The sequence below is a fragment of the Pseudomonas sp. LS.1a genome (assembly GCF_022533585.1).
Classification (GTDB): domain Bacteria; phylum Pseudomonadota; class Gammaproteobacteria; order Pseudomonadales; family Pseudomonadaceae; genus Aquipseudomonas.
The window spans coordinates 805,904-820,838 of the sequence record NZ_CP092827.1 but is presented as its reverse complement, the minus strand read 5'-3'; the positions used below and the strand labels follow the sequence as shown (position 1 = coordinate 820,838).

Genomic DNA, 14,935 nt, shown 5'->3' with positions numbered 1-14,935 from the left:
ATCTCAAGCGGCTGGTTTCGCGCTGACTCGTCGCACCCTGCGTTCAGCGATCCGACGGTAGTCGAGCCCAGAAGAGGTGCCGCCATGAGTCCAATTGAGAGCTTCGCAGTCAATCACCCATTGTCGCTGCTCGCATTGAATGTGTTTGGCGACCAGATTGGATTACCAATCCCGTCCTACCCTTCACTCGTGCTTGCAGGCGCCTTCGCTAGCGAGCACGGCGCGCCCGATCCTGCCTTGGTCATCGCCATGGCTGTGGTTGTGTGCTTGGTGGCGGACAGTATCTGGTACTGGATGGGCAGCCGTTTCGGCGAAGTCCTCACCAGACGAATCTGTCGGGGTTCTCCCAAGATGGGGGCGGCCTTCGCTCAAGGCAGGAAGGCTTACCTGAGGTATGGACCGGTAGTCTTAGTCTTCGCCAAATTCGTACCTGGCGCAGGCGCCGTCTCAACGTTGTTGGCCGGCCAAATGGCTATGCCCAAATCGCACTTCGTCGCCTACAGCATTCTCGGCTCGCTCCTTTGGTGCTGTAGCGCTCTGGCCCTCGGCGCAGGCTTTGGTCGGCCAATCTTGTATGCCTTTGACAGCTTAAAAGACTACCTGCTGTTGGGTCTGGCCGCAGTGGGAATTGGTGGGCTCACCCTCATGGTCTTCAGAGCAGCACTTTCTGCTTTGAAACATGCGATGCGAAGCCCGGTTACGAAATAGCTCGCGGCAATCGCACAATTTTTAACGGTGATCCAAGGCGTCATCGTCACGATAGGAGGTTTATTCTCAATGTCTAAGTCTGAATTCCCGCAGAAAGAGAGCCCCCTCGCAGGTATCTCGGTGCCACTGGGACTACTTTTTTTTCGCGTCTCTGCCGCGCTTTTGCTTCTGCAGATCCACGGGTTGCCCAAGCTGCTGAACTGGAGCACAGAGCTACAGCGTATCGAGGATCCGTTTGGCCTAGGTCCGACGTTGACGTTGGCCATGGCAGTCTTCGCTGAAGTTCTCTGCCCCATCTTGCTCATACTCGGCATATTTGCACGCCTTGCTTGCCTCCCGGTCTTGGCCGTCCTCGGTGTTGCCCTATTAGTAGTGCATCCGGAATGGACGTTGGAGGAAGCACAATTCGCCTGGTTGTTCGCTGTATTGTTTGCCGGTTTGGCTATCACCGGGCCAGGTGCCTGGGTTTTCAAGGCACCGGCCTTTACTCAGAAAGCCAAGGTTGTGTGACCCTCAGGTGCAACCCTCTTTGCGTCACAAGAATCATACCTAAGATACCGCTGCAGTCTCCGGAATCCGGAGCTCAGCGGCGAGAAAGTCCAGGAAGGCCCGTGTCTTGAGCGGGACCCTTCGAGCTGTGGGATAAACCGCATGAATTGAAATGGGCGGGGCCTCCCAATCTTTCAGCACCTGAACCAACCTCCCCTCGGCCAACGCCTTGTCCACGATAAACAATGGCAACAAGGCAATACCCATGTCCGCCTCTGCACCCTGCGCAAGCAAATCGCCATTGTTGGCGTGCAGCGGTCCGGTCACGTGAACACGCTGGATTTCTTTTCCGTTGCTCAGTTGCAAGCTAGCGCCGCTCTGCAGATACCCATAATTGAGGCATTTGTGACAGGCCAGGTCCTTAGGCGTTTCAGGAAAGCCGTGCTGAGCCAAATAACCTGGAGAAGCAACCAGGACCCTCGGTGCGGGAGAGAGATGCTTGGCTACTAGCGAGGAGTCAGCAAGACTCGCGATGCGGATCGTGACGTCGAAGCCGCCCTTGATAGGATCGACCTGCTGATCACTCAGAACAAGCTGCAGTTCTACTTTCGGATACAGCGCATGAAATTGAGGGAGCAGCGGACCCAGACGGCATAGACCGAAGGACATCGGAGCGTTTACTCGTAATACGCCTTGGACTTGCGCCAATCCACTCCGTGCTCGTTGCTCCGCCTCATCCAACGAAGCCACCACTTCTCGACACGCTTCGTAGTATTCGCAGCCTGCTTCTGTCAGGTGCAGGCTGCGGGTCGTGCGATGCAGCAGCTGTACTCCAAGCGCTTCTTCCAGCGCCTGGATTTGTTTACTCACCTTAGAGCGCGGTACATGCAGAATCCTCGCCGCCGCCGTGAATCCGCTGGCGTCAACGGTGGCTATGAAGGTCCGCATGCATTCAAATCGGTCCACTTGATTGTCCCTTTTTTTAAACCAAAAGTTCTTGCTTTTGCCTGATTGCCCCTATCCGATATGCACTTCAGAATGGCATCCATACCGCAGACAACGCCACCGGCACAGCACGGTGATCCGTTTAAAACCCATAGCTTTCAACCATCCTGTCCTGATTCATCCGACAATATCCCCATCCGAGCCCGTGCAGTGATGCACGGGCTTTTCGCGCGTGGAGACATGCGGCGACACAAAACTGCCCGACTCACTTGCGAGATGTGCCCTGGCCGACAGGCATCAGCCGATCTGGACTACTTGAGCAGCGGGACTTCAGCGGCACGTTGATAAGGTCCAAACAAAGCAGGTACCCAACGATATGCTTGGCCATTCATAGTCAAATGGCCGATGCCTGGAAACGGCAGATGCGCTGCTGCAAGCCATTCGCCCCGCTTGGCCAGATCGTTGAATTCCTCTTTGCGGGAAGCAATCGCTTGTTCAGGTTTTGTGTCGAAGTGAATAGAAACTTCGGGATGATCGAACTGCACCGCAGCACTGTGGATCAGGTCACCAATGAAAACGATGGCTTTGCCACCCGATTCGAACCGGTAAGTCACGCTGCCGGGTGTATGGCCAGCTCTGGCTATGACTTCCACCTCACGAATAGGCGGCTGAGGCGGGGTGAATGTCTTGAAGCGGCCAGCGTCACGGTATGGCTTGAGCGAATTGACTGCGATGTCAAAGTACTCTTTGCCACCTGCCGGCGCTTTGGCTTTCTCTTGCGGGCTCAACCAATAATCCGCCTCAGCTTTGGTGGCGTAGACCTGGGCATTCGGGAACAGGGCTTTACCCGATTCGGTCACCAAACCGCAGACGTGATCCAAATGCATGTGGGTGAGGAGGACGGTATCGATTTGCTCTGGCTTGTAACCAGAGGTGCGAAGGTTCGACTCCAGCGATCCGGCCGTCTGAGGTAGGCAATGCCCAGCACCGCTATCTACCAGCACAAGGTGCTTACCGGTATTCACGACAAAGGCGTTGAACGAGGTCTGCATACGCTCGGGGTCAACGGCATTCTCTACCAGTTGCTGACGGATTTTTTCAGGGGCAAGTCCTTCCAACAGGCTCGGCCCCAGATCGTTGTATCCGTCGAAGAGTGCGGTGACCTCGTAATCACCCACTGCTAGGCGGAAGTAACCTGGCACTTGGGTATGAATGGGCGCAGGCGGCTGTGCCCACGAGACATTCGCGCTCAATAGCGCAGCAGAAACGAGAAGGATTCGGAGGCTAGACATTTCAGGCTCTCAGAGAAAGGGTGAGCCTAGAGAGTATTTAGCCAGCTGCCAGAACTCTTGAAAAACTGTGCTCCGAAGCCGCGCTCAAAGGAGTTTGGTACTCACTGATCAGAACCTTGAGTCGCCTCGTCGACCGCTTCGAGCAAGGCTTCTTCCGTGAACGGTTTTGAAAGGCATGCAATCGCACCATGGTACATCGCCCCTGATAGAGCACTATCGTCCCAATGAGCTGACATGCAGATAACCGGCAAGCGGCTTTGCAGCCGGCACAGCTCTTTCTGCACATCCGCACCCGACAGGCCTTTCATTTTGAGGTCGAGCAAGGCACAACCGGCCTTCAAAGCAGGTGGCGAGGCAAGGAAGTCCTCCCCTGACGCGAATGCCAGGGTATCAAATCCTGCTGAGCGCAATAGGTTCGAGAGGCTCTTTCGCACAGATGAATCGTCATCGACAATGCATATGACGATTGCATCCGACGGATCAGGACTGAGTGCTTTGCACTCAGGATATCTATTCATGCAGTTCCTGATCCTAAGGTCGAAGCAGAGCAGATCTTTGTGATGGATCGCAATCTTGTGACCAGCAGCGGTATCACCGCTGAAATCGACATGGCGCTAGCGATCGTTGCAGAGGATCACGGCAAAGAATTAGCCCTGGAAGTGGCGAAGGTGCTGCTGGTCGTTGGCCACTCAAAACCATCGCCTCGCGATGCGGTTTTTGCAGTGCTCGCTACATGCACAAGGTGTTCTGCGAGCGTATCGGAGTGACCCCAAGCCAGTATCGACTGCAGTTTGGATCACAATGAAAAGAACCCGCAGTGTGCGGGTTCCTTTCATTAAAGGGCTCAGCCCAGAGTTCGCTGTGGCGCCTTGTGCACCATGGTGTAGGCGTAATCAACGCCCATGCCGTAGGCACCGCTGTGTTCCACGACCAGGTCCATGACCGCCTGGTAGGTGTCCTTGTGTGCCCAGTCACGCTGGTATTCCAGCAGAACCTGCTGCCAGGTCACCGGAATCGCACCGGCCTGAATCATGCGCTGCACCGACATGTCGTGTGCTTCCTGAGTGGTGCCACCCGAGGCGTCGGTGACGATGTACACCTCGTAGCCGGCTTCCATGGCTTCCAGAGCCGGGAAGGTCAGGCAGACCTCGGTCCACAGCGCGGCCATGACCAGCTTCTTGCGGCCGGTGGCCTTCACGGCTTCAACCAGCTTGGCGTCTTCCCAGCTGTTCATCGAGGTGCGCTCGATCGGCTTGGCGCCCGGGTTCACTGCCAGCAGTTCGGGCCAGATATAACCGCTGAAGCTTTCGGTTTCGACCGAGGTGTAGATGGTCGGCACGTTGAAGATCCTGGCGGCCTTGGCCAGGCCAACGGTGTTGTTCTTCAGGGTCTGACGGTCGATCGACTGGACACCGAAAGCCATCTGCGGCTGGTGGTCGATCAGGATCAGAGCGGAGTTGGTTGGGTTCAGCAGTTCGCGTTTGGACATGGTCGTGATCTCTTCAGAATGGTTGAAAGCCATGGGTTTTAAATGGGTCACCGCGCTATGCCGGTGGCGTTGTCTGCGGTATGGGTGCCATTCTGTTTCGACCTAACCAAGTGCACAATTACAGCAATTTCGATTTCTCTGTTTCCAAAATGGAACCAGTGATTCGCTAGGCAAACATAGGTGCCAGAACACCTGGAGTCTGCGCGCCGAAGACAACAGTGCCGTTAATGCGAAAGGAAGGAATCACACGCCCGGCCCAACCTGCGACTGAGGTTTCGGTTTCCTGAAGCTCTCTACTAAACAAGTCACTAAGCAGGAAGGACTTAATGTCGCTAAAAGCCACTGCCTCCTGGCTCAGTAGCTTTTCCAGAACGGCATCATCACCGATGTTCTCACCGTAGCAATACAAAGCCTCGTACACTCGTTGCACGAATGCCTCGGCAGATCTCTCATTTCGCTGCAGCCACAGCACAGCAGCAAGGGCGGGACGGGTATCAGGAACGCTGCGGATTTGGCTAAAAGCAGGCTCCATGCCCAGCTTTTGCATCTCGGTCGTCACGAGAGACTGATGAATCAGAGCTTGTGTGCCGAAGCGGCGCTCCAAGAATTCAGCGTATGACATCCCTGCTGCTATCCGGCTCAGCGAAGACCGACACGGTTGGAAAGTAACGTCGAAAGCCTTTCCGGCCTGATTCATCGCCATTGCAAGCCGACGCACCCCAATCCAACCCCAGGGATCGAGAAAGTCAAACGCTAATATTGGTGAAGTATTCATGCTCGATACCCTGAAGGATTTATTCACCTTAAGGGTAAGGAGTTACTCAAGACAGCAGAAGTCCCGCGTCACGCAATAGAGCATTGCGTAAGCTGCTATGCAATATTCAGTAACTCTTTCATGAATTGCGCGAAGACCCGAATGCGGGTGGACTCGCGATTTATAGGCAGGTAAATAATATTGATAGAGGAATTCACGGACGTTGGATTCACCTCATACTCAGGCATCAAGCGGGTGAGCCGTCCATGCTGCACATCCTCTGCAACCAACCAATCAGCTAACAGCGCCACGCCCTGCCCAGCGACTGCCGCATGCCTGAGGATGTCGGCATTATTGCTTTGCATTCGGCCTTGTACCGCCACGGATACCGTCTCGTCTTCGACTTCAAAATGCCAGTCCCTCATGGGGCCTCCGTAATCGAAGCGCATGCACGAGTGATCCAATAAATCACCAGGTTGCGTTGGGGCGCCATGCTGTTCCAAGTAGGCAGGGCTAGCCACTAACCAACGCTGAAAATGACCAACCGTAGTGCAGATCACCTCTTCGCTGGAAACGGTTGAGCCGAGTCGGACCGTTAAATCTATCCGATCCTTGTACAGATCGACCATTTCATCGCTAAGGTTCAGGCTCACTTCCAGTTCAGGATGGGCAGCAAGAAACCGCCCAAGGTGCGGCGAAATCAGGCGCCGACCAAATTCCACTGGAACGCTAATCCGCAGCTTGCCTTTCGCTTCACTTCCCCTGTCGGTAACCATGCTATCTGCTGCAGCGAGAGCGTCGAGGATGGTGATGGCGTGATCGAAATAGGCCTGGCCGAGATCGGTCGGGCTGTTCTGGCGTGTGCTACGTGTAATGAGTGTAGTGCCAAGATCCGCCTCCAGAGCAGCGACCTGCCGTGCTACAGACGATGTTGCCACGCCTAGCTTTCGCGCTGCTGCAGAGTATCCTCCACAACGCACGGTCTCTACGAACATGCTCAACGCGAGAAACTTATCCATGTATTCGACTCAGCTGATGATCCATGAGGGGAAGCCATTGTCGCCACCGGTCAACGGGGCAGGCAATCTGGATCATAGCCACTTGCCTGGCTTCGAGATATGACAGGCGTGCTGTCGCAGGAGCACCTAAATTCAAGAATCGTGTTGCAGATGCCATTAGCATTGTTGAGGCAACTTAAGGCTTTTTGTTGCACTTGGAGGACAGAGGTGTGATCTCTCTTCGCTATCCTTTGTCGACCCTCCCACGGTTTCGAATCGATAGTGATGAATCCTGGGCTCCAAGCCTGACTGGGCAGATTCTTCCCCAATTTAAGGTCCGCCTGGTCAATCCGATACGTCCTCCCTTTGGGCCGCGACACCTAGTGCATTGATGCTCCAGGTGATCGCGGTTTTTTTTGCAGCTATGTGTTCGGATCAACGCTTACCGACGTGCTTCGCGAAGAAAATCACCAGTGCCAAGGCGGGGATCGCTGCGGCAGCGTAAGCGGTAATCGCCCAGCCAAAGCTCTCGTAGAGTGGGCTCGCGACCATCGAACCCAACGCACCACCGACAAAGATGCTGGTCATGAACACTGCGTTCAGCCGTGCACGGCTGTTGGGGTCCAGGGCGTAGACTTCACGCTGGCCAAGGACCATGTTCATTTGCACGGCGAAATCCAGAGCGATCGCCGCAGCGACCAACCCTAGGTAACCCAGCCCAGGGATCCCGGCGATGAGCAACGCAGCCGGTGCCATAACCAAGGCTACCAGTGTACTCGCGTGACCATGACCTGCATCAGCCAGACGGCCTGCGATCGGGGCTGCAATGGCGCCCACGGCCCCCACAAGAGCGAAGAGCGCTACACCGTTCTGGGTAAAGCCGTAGTGACGGATCAACTCGATCGGTACGACAGTCCAGAAGAAGCTGAAGCTTGCAAACAGTAACCCCTGATACAGAGAACGCTCACGAAGCACAGCATATTGCTTAGCCAGGCCGAAGACGGAACCAATCAAGCGGGCGTAGGTAGTGTGATGATTCGGAACGCGCTTAGGCAGTAGTGCCGCTACCAGGGCCGCGATAACGACCATCAGCACGGCGGCACTGAAGAACACGCCCCTCCAGCCCACATACTCCGACACCAGGCTTGAAACAGGGCGAGCCAGCAGGATTCCGAGCAACAGACCACTCATGATGTTGCCCACCACGCGGCCTCGACTGCTCTCAGGCGCCATGTGGGCGGCCAGCGGCACCAGGATCTGCACAGCGACAGAAGTAAGCCCGATCATCAGAGAGGCAATCAGGAACAGCGACGGCGAATCAGCGAAACCTGCTGCTGCGAGGAATGCGCCTACCACCAGGGTGAAGCCGATCACCAGACGCTTGTTTTCCATCAGGTCGGCCAGTGGAACCAAGAACAGCAGTCCAGCGGCATAGCCGAACTGGGTCAGCGAAACGATCAGGCTGGCATGTTCAGGCGAAAGGCCAATGCTTGGGGCAATAAGCTCAACGATGGGCTGTGCGTAGTAGAGGTTGGCGACTACGGCGCCACAGCAAAACGCGAGAAAGATGACCAACGCTTTAGATAGTGTCGGGACTGTATCGGCATGCACCGACGGTGAAGCAATTACATCAGGGCTGCTCGCTGACATGGCGACATCTCCGAATGGGTTGAGAAAGTTCAGGAGCAAGCCTATGCGTGAGGGACAGTCATGAGAATACGAACTTCCAGCAACGAAGTTATGCAAGTTGCGCAAAACTGGCAGCGTTGCGTGATGAGCAAAGCTTCGTTGCGTGAGGTACCTATACCCCTGTAAGTCGTGCTCCTTTAGGCTCACGCCTTCAACTAATCGGCACCCAATAAGCCGAGGTTGAAGATGAGGAGATCTTCGATGAGTTCGGCTCGATTGGCGTCCGCCATCTCAAGCCCCTGTAGCTTAGGGCGTCAGTCGGCGCTCTTAGCCAAGAGCCAGGTGGGTATTGATGTCACGTAAAAAGCTTTGGGTATCTGCAGCTGTTGCGCTCGGCGCAGGAGGACTTGCTGTAGCGTTCGGGCTGATGTGGCGACCTGCGATCGACCCGATCGATAAGCCTGTGGAATTCGATACGGCCCAAATCGCTCGAGGCGCCGACGTGGTGACAGCCGGCGATTGTGCTGTGTGTCATACGCGCCCGGGTGGCAAGTACCTCGCAGGTGGCCTGCCACTGGTGACGCCGTTCGGCACGCTCTACAGCACCAACATCACCCCGGACGCCACGACCGGCATTGGCCAGTGGCCGTTCGAAGCATTTGTACGTGCCATGCGCGAGGGCATCTCCAGAGACGGTCATTTTCTCTACCCGGCCTTCCCGTACAAGCACTACCGCCTGCTCAGCGACGACGACCTGGCCGATGCCTATGCGTATCTGATGAGTGGCCCGCCTGTATACGAGCCGGCGACACCCAATCGCATGAAGTTCCCCATGAACATTCGCCCGCTGGTCGCGGGCTGGAACTTGATGTTCCTGCACACGGCGCCGTTCGAGCCGGCAGCGCAGCAATCGCAACAGTGGAACCGTGGACGGTACCTGGTCGAAGGCGCAGGCCACTGCGGGGGTTGCCATACACCCCTGAACTTCCTCGGCGCTGAAAAAGACACCAAAGCACTTTCCGGTGGCGTGGTCGATGGGTGGGAAGCACCCTCCTTGCTGGGTCTGGCGAGTCGCGAGAAGCCTTGGTCGCAAACACAACTGGTGGAGTACCTGCAGGCCAAGGTTGTAGACAACCATGGCACGCCGGCCGGTCCAATGCGCCCGGTCAGTCAGGAGCTCGCCCGCCTGCCACAGACCGATGTCGATGCCATCGCGGAATACTTGCTGAGCCTGCCCGCGAGCGATGCCAAGCCGAGCCCTATCGGCGCCAGCACCGCGCTAACCGCTGAGTCGGCCCGTCTGGGCCATGATCTGTTCCAAGGCGCCTGTGCCGGTTGCCACGGCGGCGCGGCGCCCATGCGCGCCATCGACGGCAGACCGGCACTGACCACCACGTCAGCAGTCCAGGCCGATAAACCACGCAACTTCATCAAGACAGTGCTGGAAGGCATCGCGCCCACGCCCGGCGAACCGGGCCCAGCCATGCCGCCGTTCGCCGCGAGCCTGAACGACCAGCAGCTCACCGCCCTGGCCGAGTTCATCCGCCATCAGGCGAGCCCGGACAAACCGTGGCCTGATGTTGATGCAACCATTCAGGCACTGCGCCAGGAGACCCCATGAGCAAGGTGAATCTCAACGTAAACGGCCAGGTACACAGCCTGGATATCGACCCGGACATGCCGTTGCTCTATGCCCTGCGGAACCAGCTGGAGCTCAACGGCGCCAAGTACGGTTGCGGACTGGGCCAGTGCGGCGCCTGCACCGTCATCGTCGACGACAAGCCGGTGTTTTCCTGCGTGACCCCTTGCGCGGGGCTGGAAGGTCGCAAGGTGCGCACGGTCGAGAGCTTGGGCACGGCCGAGCACCCCGGCCCCTTGCAGCAGGCGTTCATTGATACCCAGGCTGCCCAGTGCGGTTACTGCATCGCCGGGATGATCATGCGCGCCCAGGCCTTGCTGGAGAAAAACCCTCGGCCCGACCAGGCTACGCTTCGCACCCACATGGCGACGAATCTGTGCCGCTGCGGTACCCACCTGCGGATTATCGAAGCCATTACACGCGTCATTGAAAACGGTGGTCTCCATGGCTAACAGCGAATTCAGTCGTCGCGCCTTCCTTCAAGGCAGCAGCCTGCTGATGGCCTTCACACTGATGCCGGTAGCCCGCAAGGCGCTGGCCGATACCGAGGTGGACACGCTCGGTACCGTCGTGCTCGCCCCCGACCTGCCGGGCAGCCTGCGCACCAACCCCTATCTCGACGCCTGGATCAAGGTAGGGGCTGAAGGCATCACGGTGTACACCGGCAAGGTGGAGCTGGGTACCGGGGTGAAGACTGCGCTGCTGCAGATCGCAGCGGAGCGGCTGGACGTTGCGCCGGCTGCGGTCAACTTCCTCACGGCGGATACCGCCCTGACCCCTAACGAAGGCTACACGGCTGGCAGCCATACGATTTTCGACAGCGGCACGGCGCTATTCAACGCGGCTGCGCAGGTTCGCCAAATGCTCATGGAGTCTGCCGCTCGACACTGGGGCTTGGACGTCGCCTCGCTGAAAACTGGTGATGCGATGATTACCGCACCGTCCGGGGCGCGCATGAGATATGCCGACGCCGTGGCTGGGGTGGACCTCCATCAGTACGCCCAGGCCAAGTCACCTGACATTTCACCTGAACAGTTCAAGCTTATCGGCCATGCGGTGCAGCGGCTCGACATCCCTGCAAAGGTCACTGGCGCCGCAGCGTTCGTACAGGACATGCGCTTGCCGGGCATGCTCCATGCCCGCGTGATCAGACCGCCGCGCCCGGGCAGCCAGCTCACCGGCTTTGATATGCCCGCCATCGAACGCCTGCCGGGTGTGGTCAAGGTGATCCGGGACGGCAATTACCTCGCGGTGGTAGCCAAAGATGAGTGGCAAGCGGTCAAAGCCATGCGCGCCGGCTACGAGGCCGCGACGTGGGCCGGTGGCGACGTGATCCCGGACCAAGCCGTGATTCACCAGTTGCTGCCCAAGTTGCAGTCCAAGCGCTATCCCATCAAGCATGAGGGGACCCCAGCGCCTTCGAGCGGCAAGACGTACCGGGCGCGGGTCACCAAGCAGTACCTGATGCACGGTTCCATCGGCCCATCCTGTTCGATAGCTTGGTTCAAAGACGGCATGCTGACGGTCTGGACCCACACCCAGGGAGTGTTCCCGCTGCGTGCCGGCATCGCCGAAATGGTCGGCCTGCCGCCAGCCGCCGTACGCTGCATCCACGCCGAAGGCTCGGGATGCTACGGACACAATGGCGCCGATGACGCCGCGGCCGATGCTGCCCTGATCGCCGTGCGCCTGCCAGGTGTACCCGTGCGAGTTCAATGGATGCGCGAACAGGAAAACCTCTGGGAACCCTACAGCTCGGCCATGCTTACCGAGCTGCAAGCCAGCCTGGGCAGTGACGGGCGGATCAACGACTGGAAGTACGAGCTGTGGACCACCCCGCACAACGAGCGCATCACCAACGCCGGACGCCTGGTGCCGGCGCGGATGATCGCCCGCCCGTTCACCTCGATGCCCTCCGTTCCGATTGCCCAGCCCGAGGGGGATGGCGACCGCAACGCGATCCCGCTGTACGAAACCGGTGCGGCTAGCATCGACATGAACTTCATCACCCAGATGCCGTTCCGGACCTCGGCGATGCGCTCGCTGGGCGCGCACATAAATGTCTTCGCCATCGAGGCCTGCCTGGACGAGTTGGCGGATCAGGCGGGTGTGGATGCCGTCGAATTCCGTCTTGAGCACCTCACCGACCCAAGGGCCCGAGCAGTCATTGAGCGGGCCCGGGACGAGTTCGGTTGGCCACGCCGCTCACCGGCTCCGGGAAGCGGCATCGGCCTGGGCTTCGCCCGTTACAAGAACATCATGGGTTACTGTGCGGTGGCCGTGGAAATCCAGGTGCATCCGCAAACTGGCGACATCGAGATCCAGCGGGTGGTCACCGCAGTGGACGTGGGTCAGATCGTCAACCCCGATGGCCTTCGCAATCAGGTCGAAGGCGGTATCGTCCAGTCGAGCAGTTGGACGCTTTACGAGGCGGTCAGTTATGACGCCGGCGGGGTGCGCAGCTACGACTGGAGCGGCTACCCGATCCTGCGTTTCCCGCAGCTTCCCAAGCACGTGGAAGTACACATGATCGATCAGCCTGGCCAGCCGTTCCTTGGCGCTGCCGAAATCGTCCAAGGCCCGATGGCGGCGGCGCTGGGTAACGCCGTGGCCGATGCCACCGGCCACCGCCGGCTTGCGTTACCACTTACCCGCAAGGCCTGAGCAATGAGCAGGTCGCCGACGTTCGGTCAAGTGCTTGGAAAGGTAACGGCAGATGCAGCATCTTGATGTGAAGGTACTCGAGCAAGCACTGGCCTGGGCCGACGAAGGGCAAAGCATGTGGTTGTGCACCGTGCTCTCCACCTTCGGTTCGGCGCCGAGATCGCCTGGTGCAATGCTGGTGGCCACGCAGTCCGGCGCGCACTGCGGCTCGTTGTCGGGTGGCTGCGTCGAAGAAGAATTCCTCCAAGCGCTGGGCCGTGGCGAGCACGCGGCCCCCGCCCAGGTTGTCAGTTACGGACGTACCGCTGAAGAGCGAAGCCGCCTGCAACTTCCCTGTGGCGGCAGCTTGGATGTGTTGGTCGAGCATCGAGAACCAACCGTGGAATGGAAGGCTCACCTGAGCCAGTTGCTCGACGCAATGCGTGGCCAGCACCGGCTGACGCGGATAATCGAACTTGAAAGCGACCTGTTCAGCTCCCGGCGTTACGCAGACGGAGCCGACACCGTGACTCGCCGTGGTAGCCGTCTGGAAATTAACCTAGGTCCTGCACTTCGCCTGCTACTTGCCGGCATGTCACCCGTCGCCCAGGCCTGTGGTCAGTTCGCCAAAGCCCTCGGGTTCGAAGTGATTGCCTGCGATCCGCGGGAAGAAGCGGCCGAAATGCCAATCGAAGGGGTGCCTCTGATTCCGCTGTTGCCCTCGCTGTACATCGCCAATGGAGGTTGCCACGAAGCGACAGCCGTCGTTGCGCTCACCCATGACCCGAAAATCGATGACCTCGCCTTGATGGAAGCTGTGCACACCCCTGCCTTCTATATCGGTGCAATGGGCTCCAAGCGCACTTCGGAAAAGCGAGCAGAGAGGTTGCGGCGAATCGGCGGCCTGTCGTCTACCGACGTAGACCGCTTGCACATGCCCATAGGCCTGGATATCGGTTCCAGGACCCCGGCCGAGATCGCCTTGTCGGTCATGGCTGACGTGCTGCGGGTTTACAGAGGTAAAGCTCGTACTGCGCTTTAGGGCAGAGATCCCAGGTTTTGCGAGTTGCGCAATGCACTTGCTCCGGTTTTGCGGATTATCAATTTTCGGTCTGGGTATTAACCTAACTTCATCAAACAGAAGCGACGATGTTTCATCTCTTGAATTTATTGAATTTACTTCAAAAGGAACTGAGTAATGACCAGCCATCTGTTCAATCCCATTCGTGTGGGCGCCTTAGAACTTCCTCATCGCATTGCGATGGCTCCATTGACCCGGTCTCGCGCTGGTCAACCTGGGGATGTCCCGACATCAATGGCTGCGGAGTATTATGGCCAGCGGGCAAGCGCGGCTCTAATCATTACCGAGGCCACGCAAATCTCTCAACAGGGGCAAGGTTACGCATGGACTCCAGGTATCTATACCCCTGAACAGATTCAGGCCTGGAAACGTGTAAGCGATGAGGTGCACGAACTCGATGGACGCATCTTCATGCAACTTTGGCACGTTGGCCGCGTTTCGCATCCCAGCTTCCAGCCGGATAACGCTCTGCCTGTGGCACCGAGTGCCATCGCAGCGCCTGGCAAGACCTTCATTGTCGACGAAGATGGTAACGGGGTGTGGGGGGATGTGCCGGTACCGCGCGCGCTAGAAACCGAAGAAATCGCCGCAATCATTGATGACTACCGCATCGCCGCGCTTAACGCCATCGAGGCCGGTATGGACGGCGTGGAAATCCATGCGGGCAACGGCTATCTGCTCGACCAATTCATCAACAGCAACAGCAACAAGCGCAATGACCCATACGGTGGTACTTATCAGAATCGGGCGCGCCTGCTCCTGGCGATCGTTCAGGCAGTTGCGCAAGAGATCGGTGCAGACCGCGTCGGTGTGCGTCTTACCCCGATGGGACGTTTCATGGGCATGGGAGACGACACCCCCATCGAGACCTTCACCTACATCGTGGAGTCGTTGAACCGCTATGGGCTGGCGTATCTCCACCTCGTAGAGCCTGCCGTTGTCGGTACGGTGAAGGACGAAAACTTCGACCCGCGCTGGGACGAGATCATCTTGAAGCTGCGTGACGCTTGGAACGGTGTGTTGATCATCGCAGGCGGTTATGACGCGGCCTCTGCGGAGAAAGCGATTCGGGAAGGACGCGCGGACGTTGTGGCTTTCGGTCGGCCGTTCCTGGCCAACCCGGATCTACCACGCCGGATTCGAGATGGATTGGAACTCAATACACCTGATCCGACCACCTTCTTCGGTGGCAACGAACGCGGCTACATCGACTACCCCGTACACCCGTAACTTGATCGACAGACTGGCTGGATGCCCCAGCCAGTTCT

General features: G+C 58.1%; 14 protein-coding genes and 1 pseudogene. 8 read left to right on the top strand and 7 right to left on the bottom strand.

Annotated elements, in window-relative coordinates:
• The first annotated feature begins 84 nt into the window (after positions 1 to 84).
• Positions 85 to 708: a DedA family protein gene (locus MKK04_RS03755; protein WP_207832418.1), complete on the top strand. Its 624-nt coding sequence runs from the start codon at positions 85 to 87 to the stop codon at positions 706 to 708.
• A 69-nt stretch (positions 709 to 777) separates the two neighbouring features.
• Positions 778 to 1,218 carry a DoxX family protein gene (locus MKK04_RS03750; RefSeq protein WP_241106261.1) on the top strand — a complete coding sequence of 147 codons (441 nt, stop codon included), beginning with the start codon at positions 778 to 780 and terminating at the stop codon, positions 1,216 to 1,218.
• 39 nt (positions 1,219 to 1,257) lie between these two features.
• Here MKK04_RS03750 and MKK04_RS03745 read toward each other — a convergent pair whose 3' ends face one another.
• From MKK04_RS03745 to MKK04_RS03735, 3 genes are all read right to left on the bottom strand, one after another.
• Positions 1,258 to 2,163, bottom strand: a complete 906-nt coding sequence (locus tag MKK04_RS03745; RefSeq protein ID WP_233688384.1) for a LysR family transcriptional regulator — start codon at positions 2,161 to 2,163, stop codon at positions 1,258 to 1,260.
• A gap of 290 nt (positions 2,164 to 2,453) precedes the next feature.
• Entirely contained in the window at positions 2,454 to 3,434 is a 981-nt protein-coding gene (locus MKK04_RS03740; RefSeq protein ID WP_207832412.1) for an MBL fold metallo-hydrolase, read from the bottom strand.
• A 101-nt stretch (positions 3,435 to 3,535) separates the two neighbouring features.
• Positions 3,536 to 3,895: a response regulator transcription factor gene (locus MKK04_RS03735; protein ID WP_233688385.1), complete on the bottom strand. Its 360-nt coding sequence runs from the start codon at positions 3,893 to 3,895 to the stop codon at positions 3,536 to 3,538.
• Positions 3,896 to 3,970: 75 nt separating this feature from the next.
• Here MKK04_RS03735 and MKK04_RS03730 point away from each other — a divergent pair.
• Positions 3,971 to 4,239, top strand: a pseudogene (locus tag MKK04_RS03730) (AraC family transcriptional regulator); the annotation flags it as partial.
• 39 nt (positions 4,240 to 4,278) lie between these two features.
• Here the strand turns inward: MKK04_RS03730 and MKK04_RS03725 are convergent.
• The 4 genes from MKK04_RS03725 to MKK04_RS03710 form a co-directional block, all read right to left on the bottom strand.
• Positions 4,279 to 4,923 (bottom strand): hydrolase, encoded by a 645-nt coding sequence (locus MKK04_RS03725; RefSeq protein WP_207832410.1) that lies wholly within the window; start codon positions 4,921 to 4,923, stop codon positions 4,279 to 4,281.
• A gap of 166 nt (positions 4,924 to 5,089) precedes the next feature.
• The gene (locus tag MKK04_RS03720; protein ID WP_207832408.1) at positions 5,090 to 5,698 is read right to left on the bottom strand and encodes a DsbA family protein; all 609 of its coding nucleotides are present in this window, start codon (positions 5,696 to 5,698) and stop codon (positions 5,090 to 5,092) included.
• A gap of 95 nt (positions 5,699 to 5,793) precedes the next feature.
• On the bottom strand, positions 5,794 to 6,696 hold the full coding sequence (locus MKK04_RS03715) for a LysR family transcriptional regulator (RefSeq protein WP_207832406.1): 903 nt from the start codon (positions 6,694 to 6,696) through the stop codon (positions 5,794 to 5,796).
• Positions 6,697 to 7,110: 414 nt separating this feature from the next.
• Positions 7,111 to 8,325: an MFS transporter gene (locus MKK04_RS03710; RefSeq protein ID WP_241106260.1), complete on the bottom strand. Its 1,215-nt coding sequence runs from the start codon at positions 8,323 to 8,325 to the stop codon at positions 7,111 to 7,113.
• A 331-nt stretch (positions 8,326 to 8,656) separates the two neighbouring features.
• Between MKK04_RS03710 and MKK04_RS03705 the strand changes: the two genes are divergently transcribed.
• The 5 genes from MKK04_RS03705 to MKK04_RS03685 all read left to right on the top strand — a co-directional run bounded on the left by MKK04_RS03705 (position 8,657) and on the right by MKK04_RS03685 (position 14,897).
• Positions 8,657 to 9,925 (top strand): c-type cytochrome, encoded by a 1,269-nt coding sequence (locus MKK04_RS03705; protein ID WP_241106259.1) that lies wholly within the window; start codon positions 8,657 to 8,659, stop codon positions 9,923 to 9,925.
• Complete coding sequence (locus tag MKK04_RS03700) at positions 9,922 to 10,395, top strand: (2Fe-2S)-binding protein (protein ID WP_207832400.1); 474 nt, start codon at positions 9,922 to 9,924, stop codon at positions 10,393 to 10,395. Before MKK04_RS03705 ends, MKK04_RS03700 begins: the two co-directional genes overlap by 4 nt.
• A complete protein-coding gene (locus tag MKK04_RS03695) occupies positions 10,388 to 12,607 on the top strand; it encodes a xanthine dehydrogenase family protein molybdopterin-binding subunit (protein WP_241106258.1) in 2,220 nt (739 codons plus the stop codon). The genes MKK04_RS03700 and MKK04_RS03695 overlap by 8 nt, the downstream gene beginning before the upstream one ends.
• 52 nt (positions 12,608 to 12,659) lie before the next feature.
• A complete protein-coding gene (locus MKK04_RS03690) occupies positions 12,660 to 13,628 on the top strand; it encodes an XdhC family protein (protein ID WP_233693835.1) in 969 nt (322 codons plus the stop codon).
• Positions 13,629 to 13,784: 156 nt separating this feature from the next.
• A complete protein-coding gene (locus MKK04_RS03685; RefSeq protein ID WP_207832396.1) occupies positions 13,785 to 14,897 on the top strand; it encodes an alkene reductase in 1,113 nt (370 codons plus the stop codon).
• Positions 14,898 to 14,935: the final 38 nt, after the last annotated feature.

What these genes read in the sequence shown, in the direction of transcription:
- MKK04_RS03755 (WP_207832418.1), top strand. Translation starts at nt 85, where the DNA reads ATGAGTCCAATTGAGAGCTTCGCAGTCAATCACCCATTGTCGCTGCTC.
- MKK04_RS03750 (WP_241106261.1), top strand. Translation starts at nt 778, where the DNA reads ATGTCTAAGTCTGAATTCCCGCAGAAAGAGAGCCCCCTCGCAGGTATC.
- MKK04_RS03740 (WP_207832412.1), bottom strand. Translation starts at nt 3,434, where the DNA reads ATGTCTAGCCTCCGAATCCTTCTCGTTTCTGCTGCGCTATTGAGCGCG.
- MKK04_RS03725 (WP_207832410.1), bottom strand. Translation starts at nt 4,923, where the DNA reads ATGTCCAAACGCGAACTGCTGAACCCAACCAACTCCGCTCTGATCCTG.
- MKK04_RS03720 (WP_207832408.1), bottom strand. Translation starts at nt 5,698, where the DNA reads ATGAATACTTCACCAATATTAGCGTTTGACTTTCTCGATCCCTGGGGT.
- MKK04_RS03715 (WP_207832406.1), bottom strand. Translation starts at nt 6,696, where the DNA reads ATGGATAAGTTTCTCGCGTTGAGCATGTTCGTAGAGACCGTGCGTTGT.
- MKK04_RS03710 (WP_241106260.1), bottom strand. Translation starts at nt 8,325, where the DNA reads ATGTCAGCGAGCAGCCCTGATGTAATTGCTTCACCGTCGGTGCATGCC.
- MKK04_RS03705 (WP_241106259.1), top strand. Translation starts at nt 8,657, where the DNA reads ATGTCACGTAAAAAGCTTTGGGTATCTGCAGCTGTTGCGCTCGGCGCA.
- MKK04_RS03700 (WP_207832400.1), top strand. Translation starts at nt 9,922, where the DNA reads ATGAGCAAGGTGAATCTCAACGTAAACGGCCAGGTACACAGCCTGGAT.
- MKK04_RS03695 (WP_241106258.1), top strand. Translation starts at nt 10,388, where the DNA reads ATGGCTAACAGCGAATTCAGTCGTCGCGCCTTCCTTCAAGGCAGCAGC.
- MKK04_RS03690 (WP_233693835.1), top strand. Translation starts at nt 12,660, where the DNA reads ATGCAGCATCTTGATGTGAAGGTACTCGAGCAAGCACTGGCCTGGGCC.
- MKK04_RS03685 (WP_207832396.1), top strand. Translation starts at nt 13,785, where the DNA reads ATGACCAGCCATCTGTTCAATCCCATTCGTGTGGGCGCCTTAGAACTT.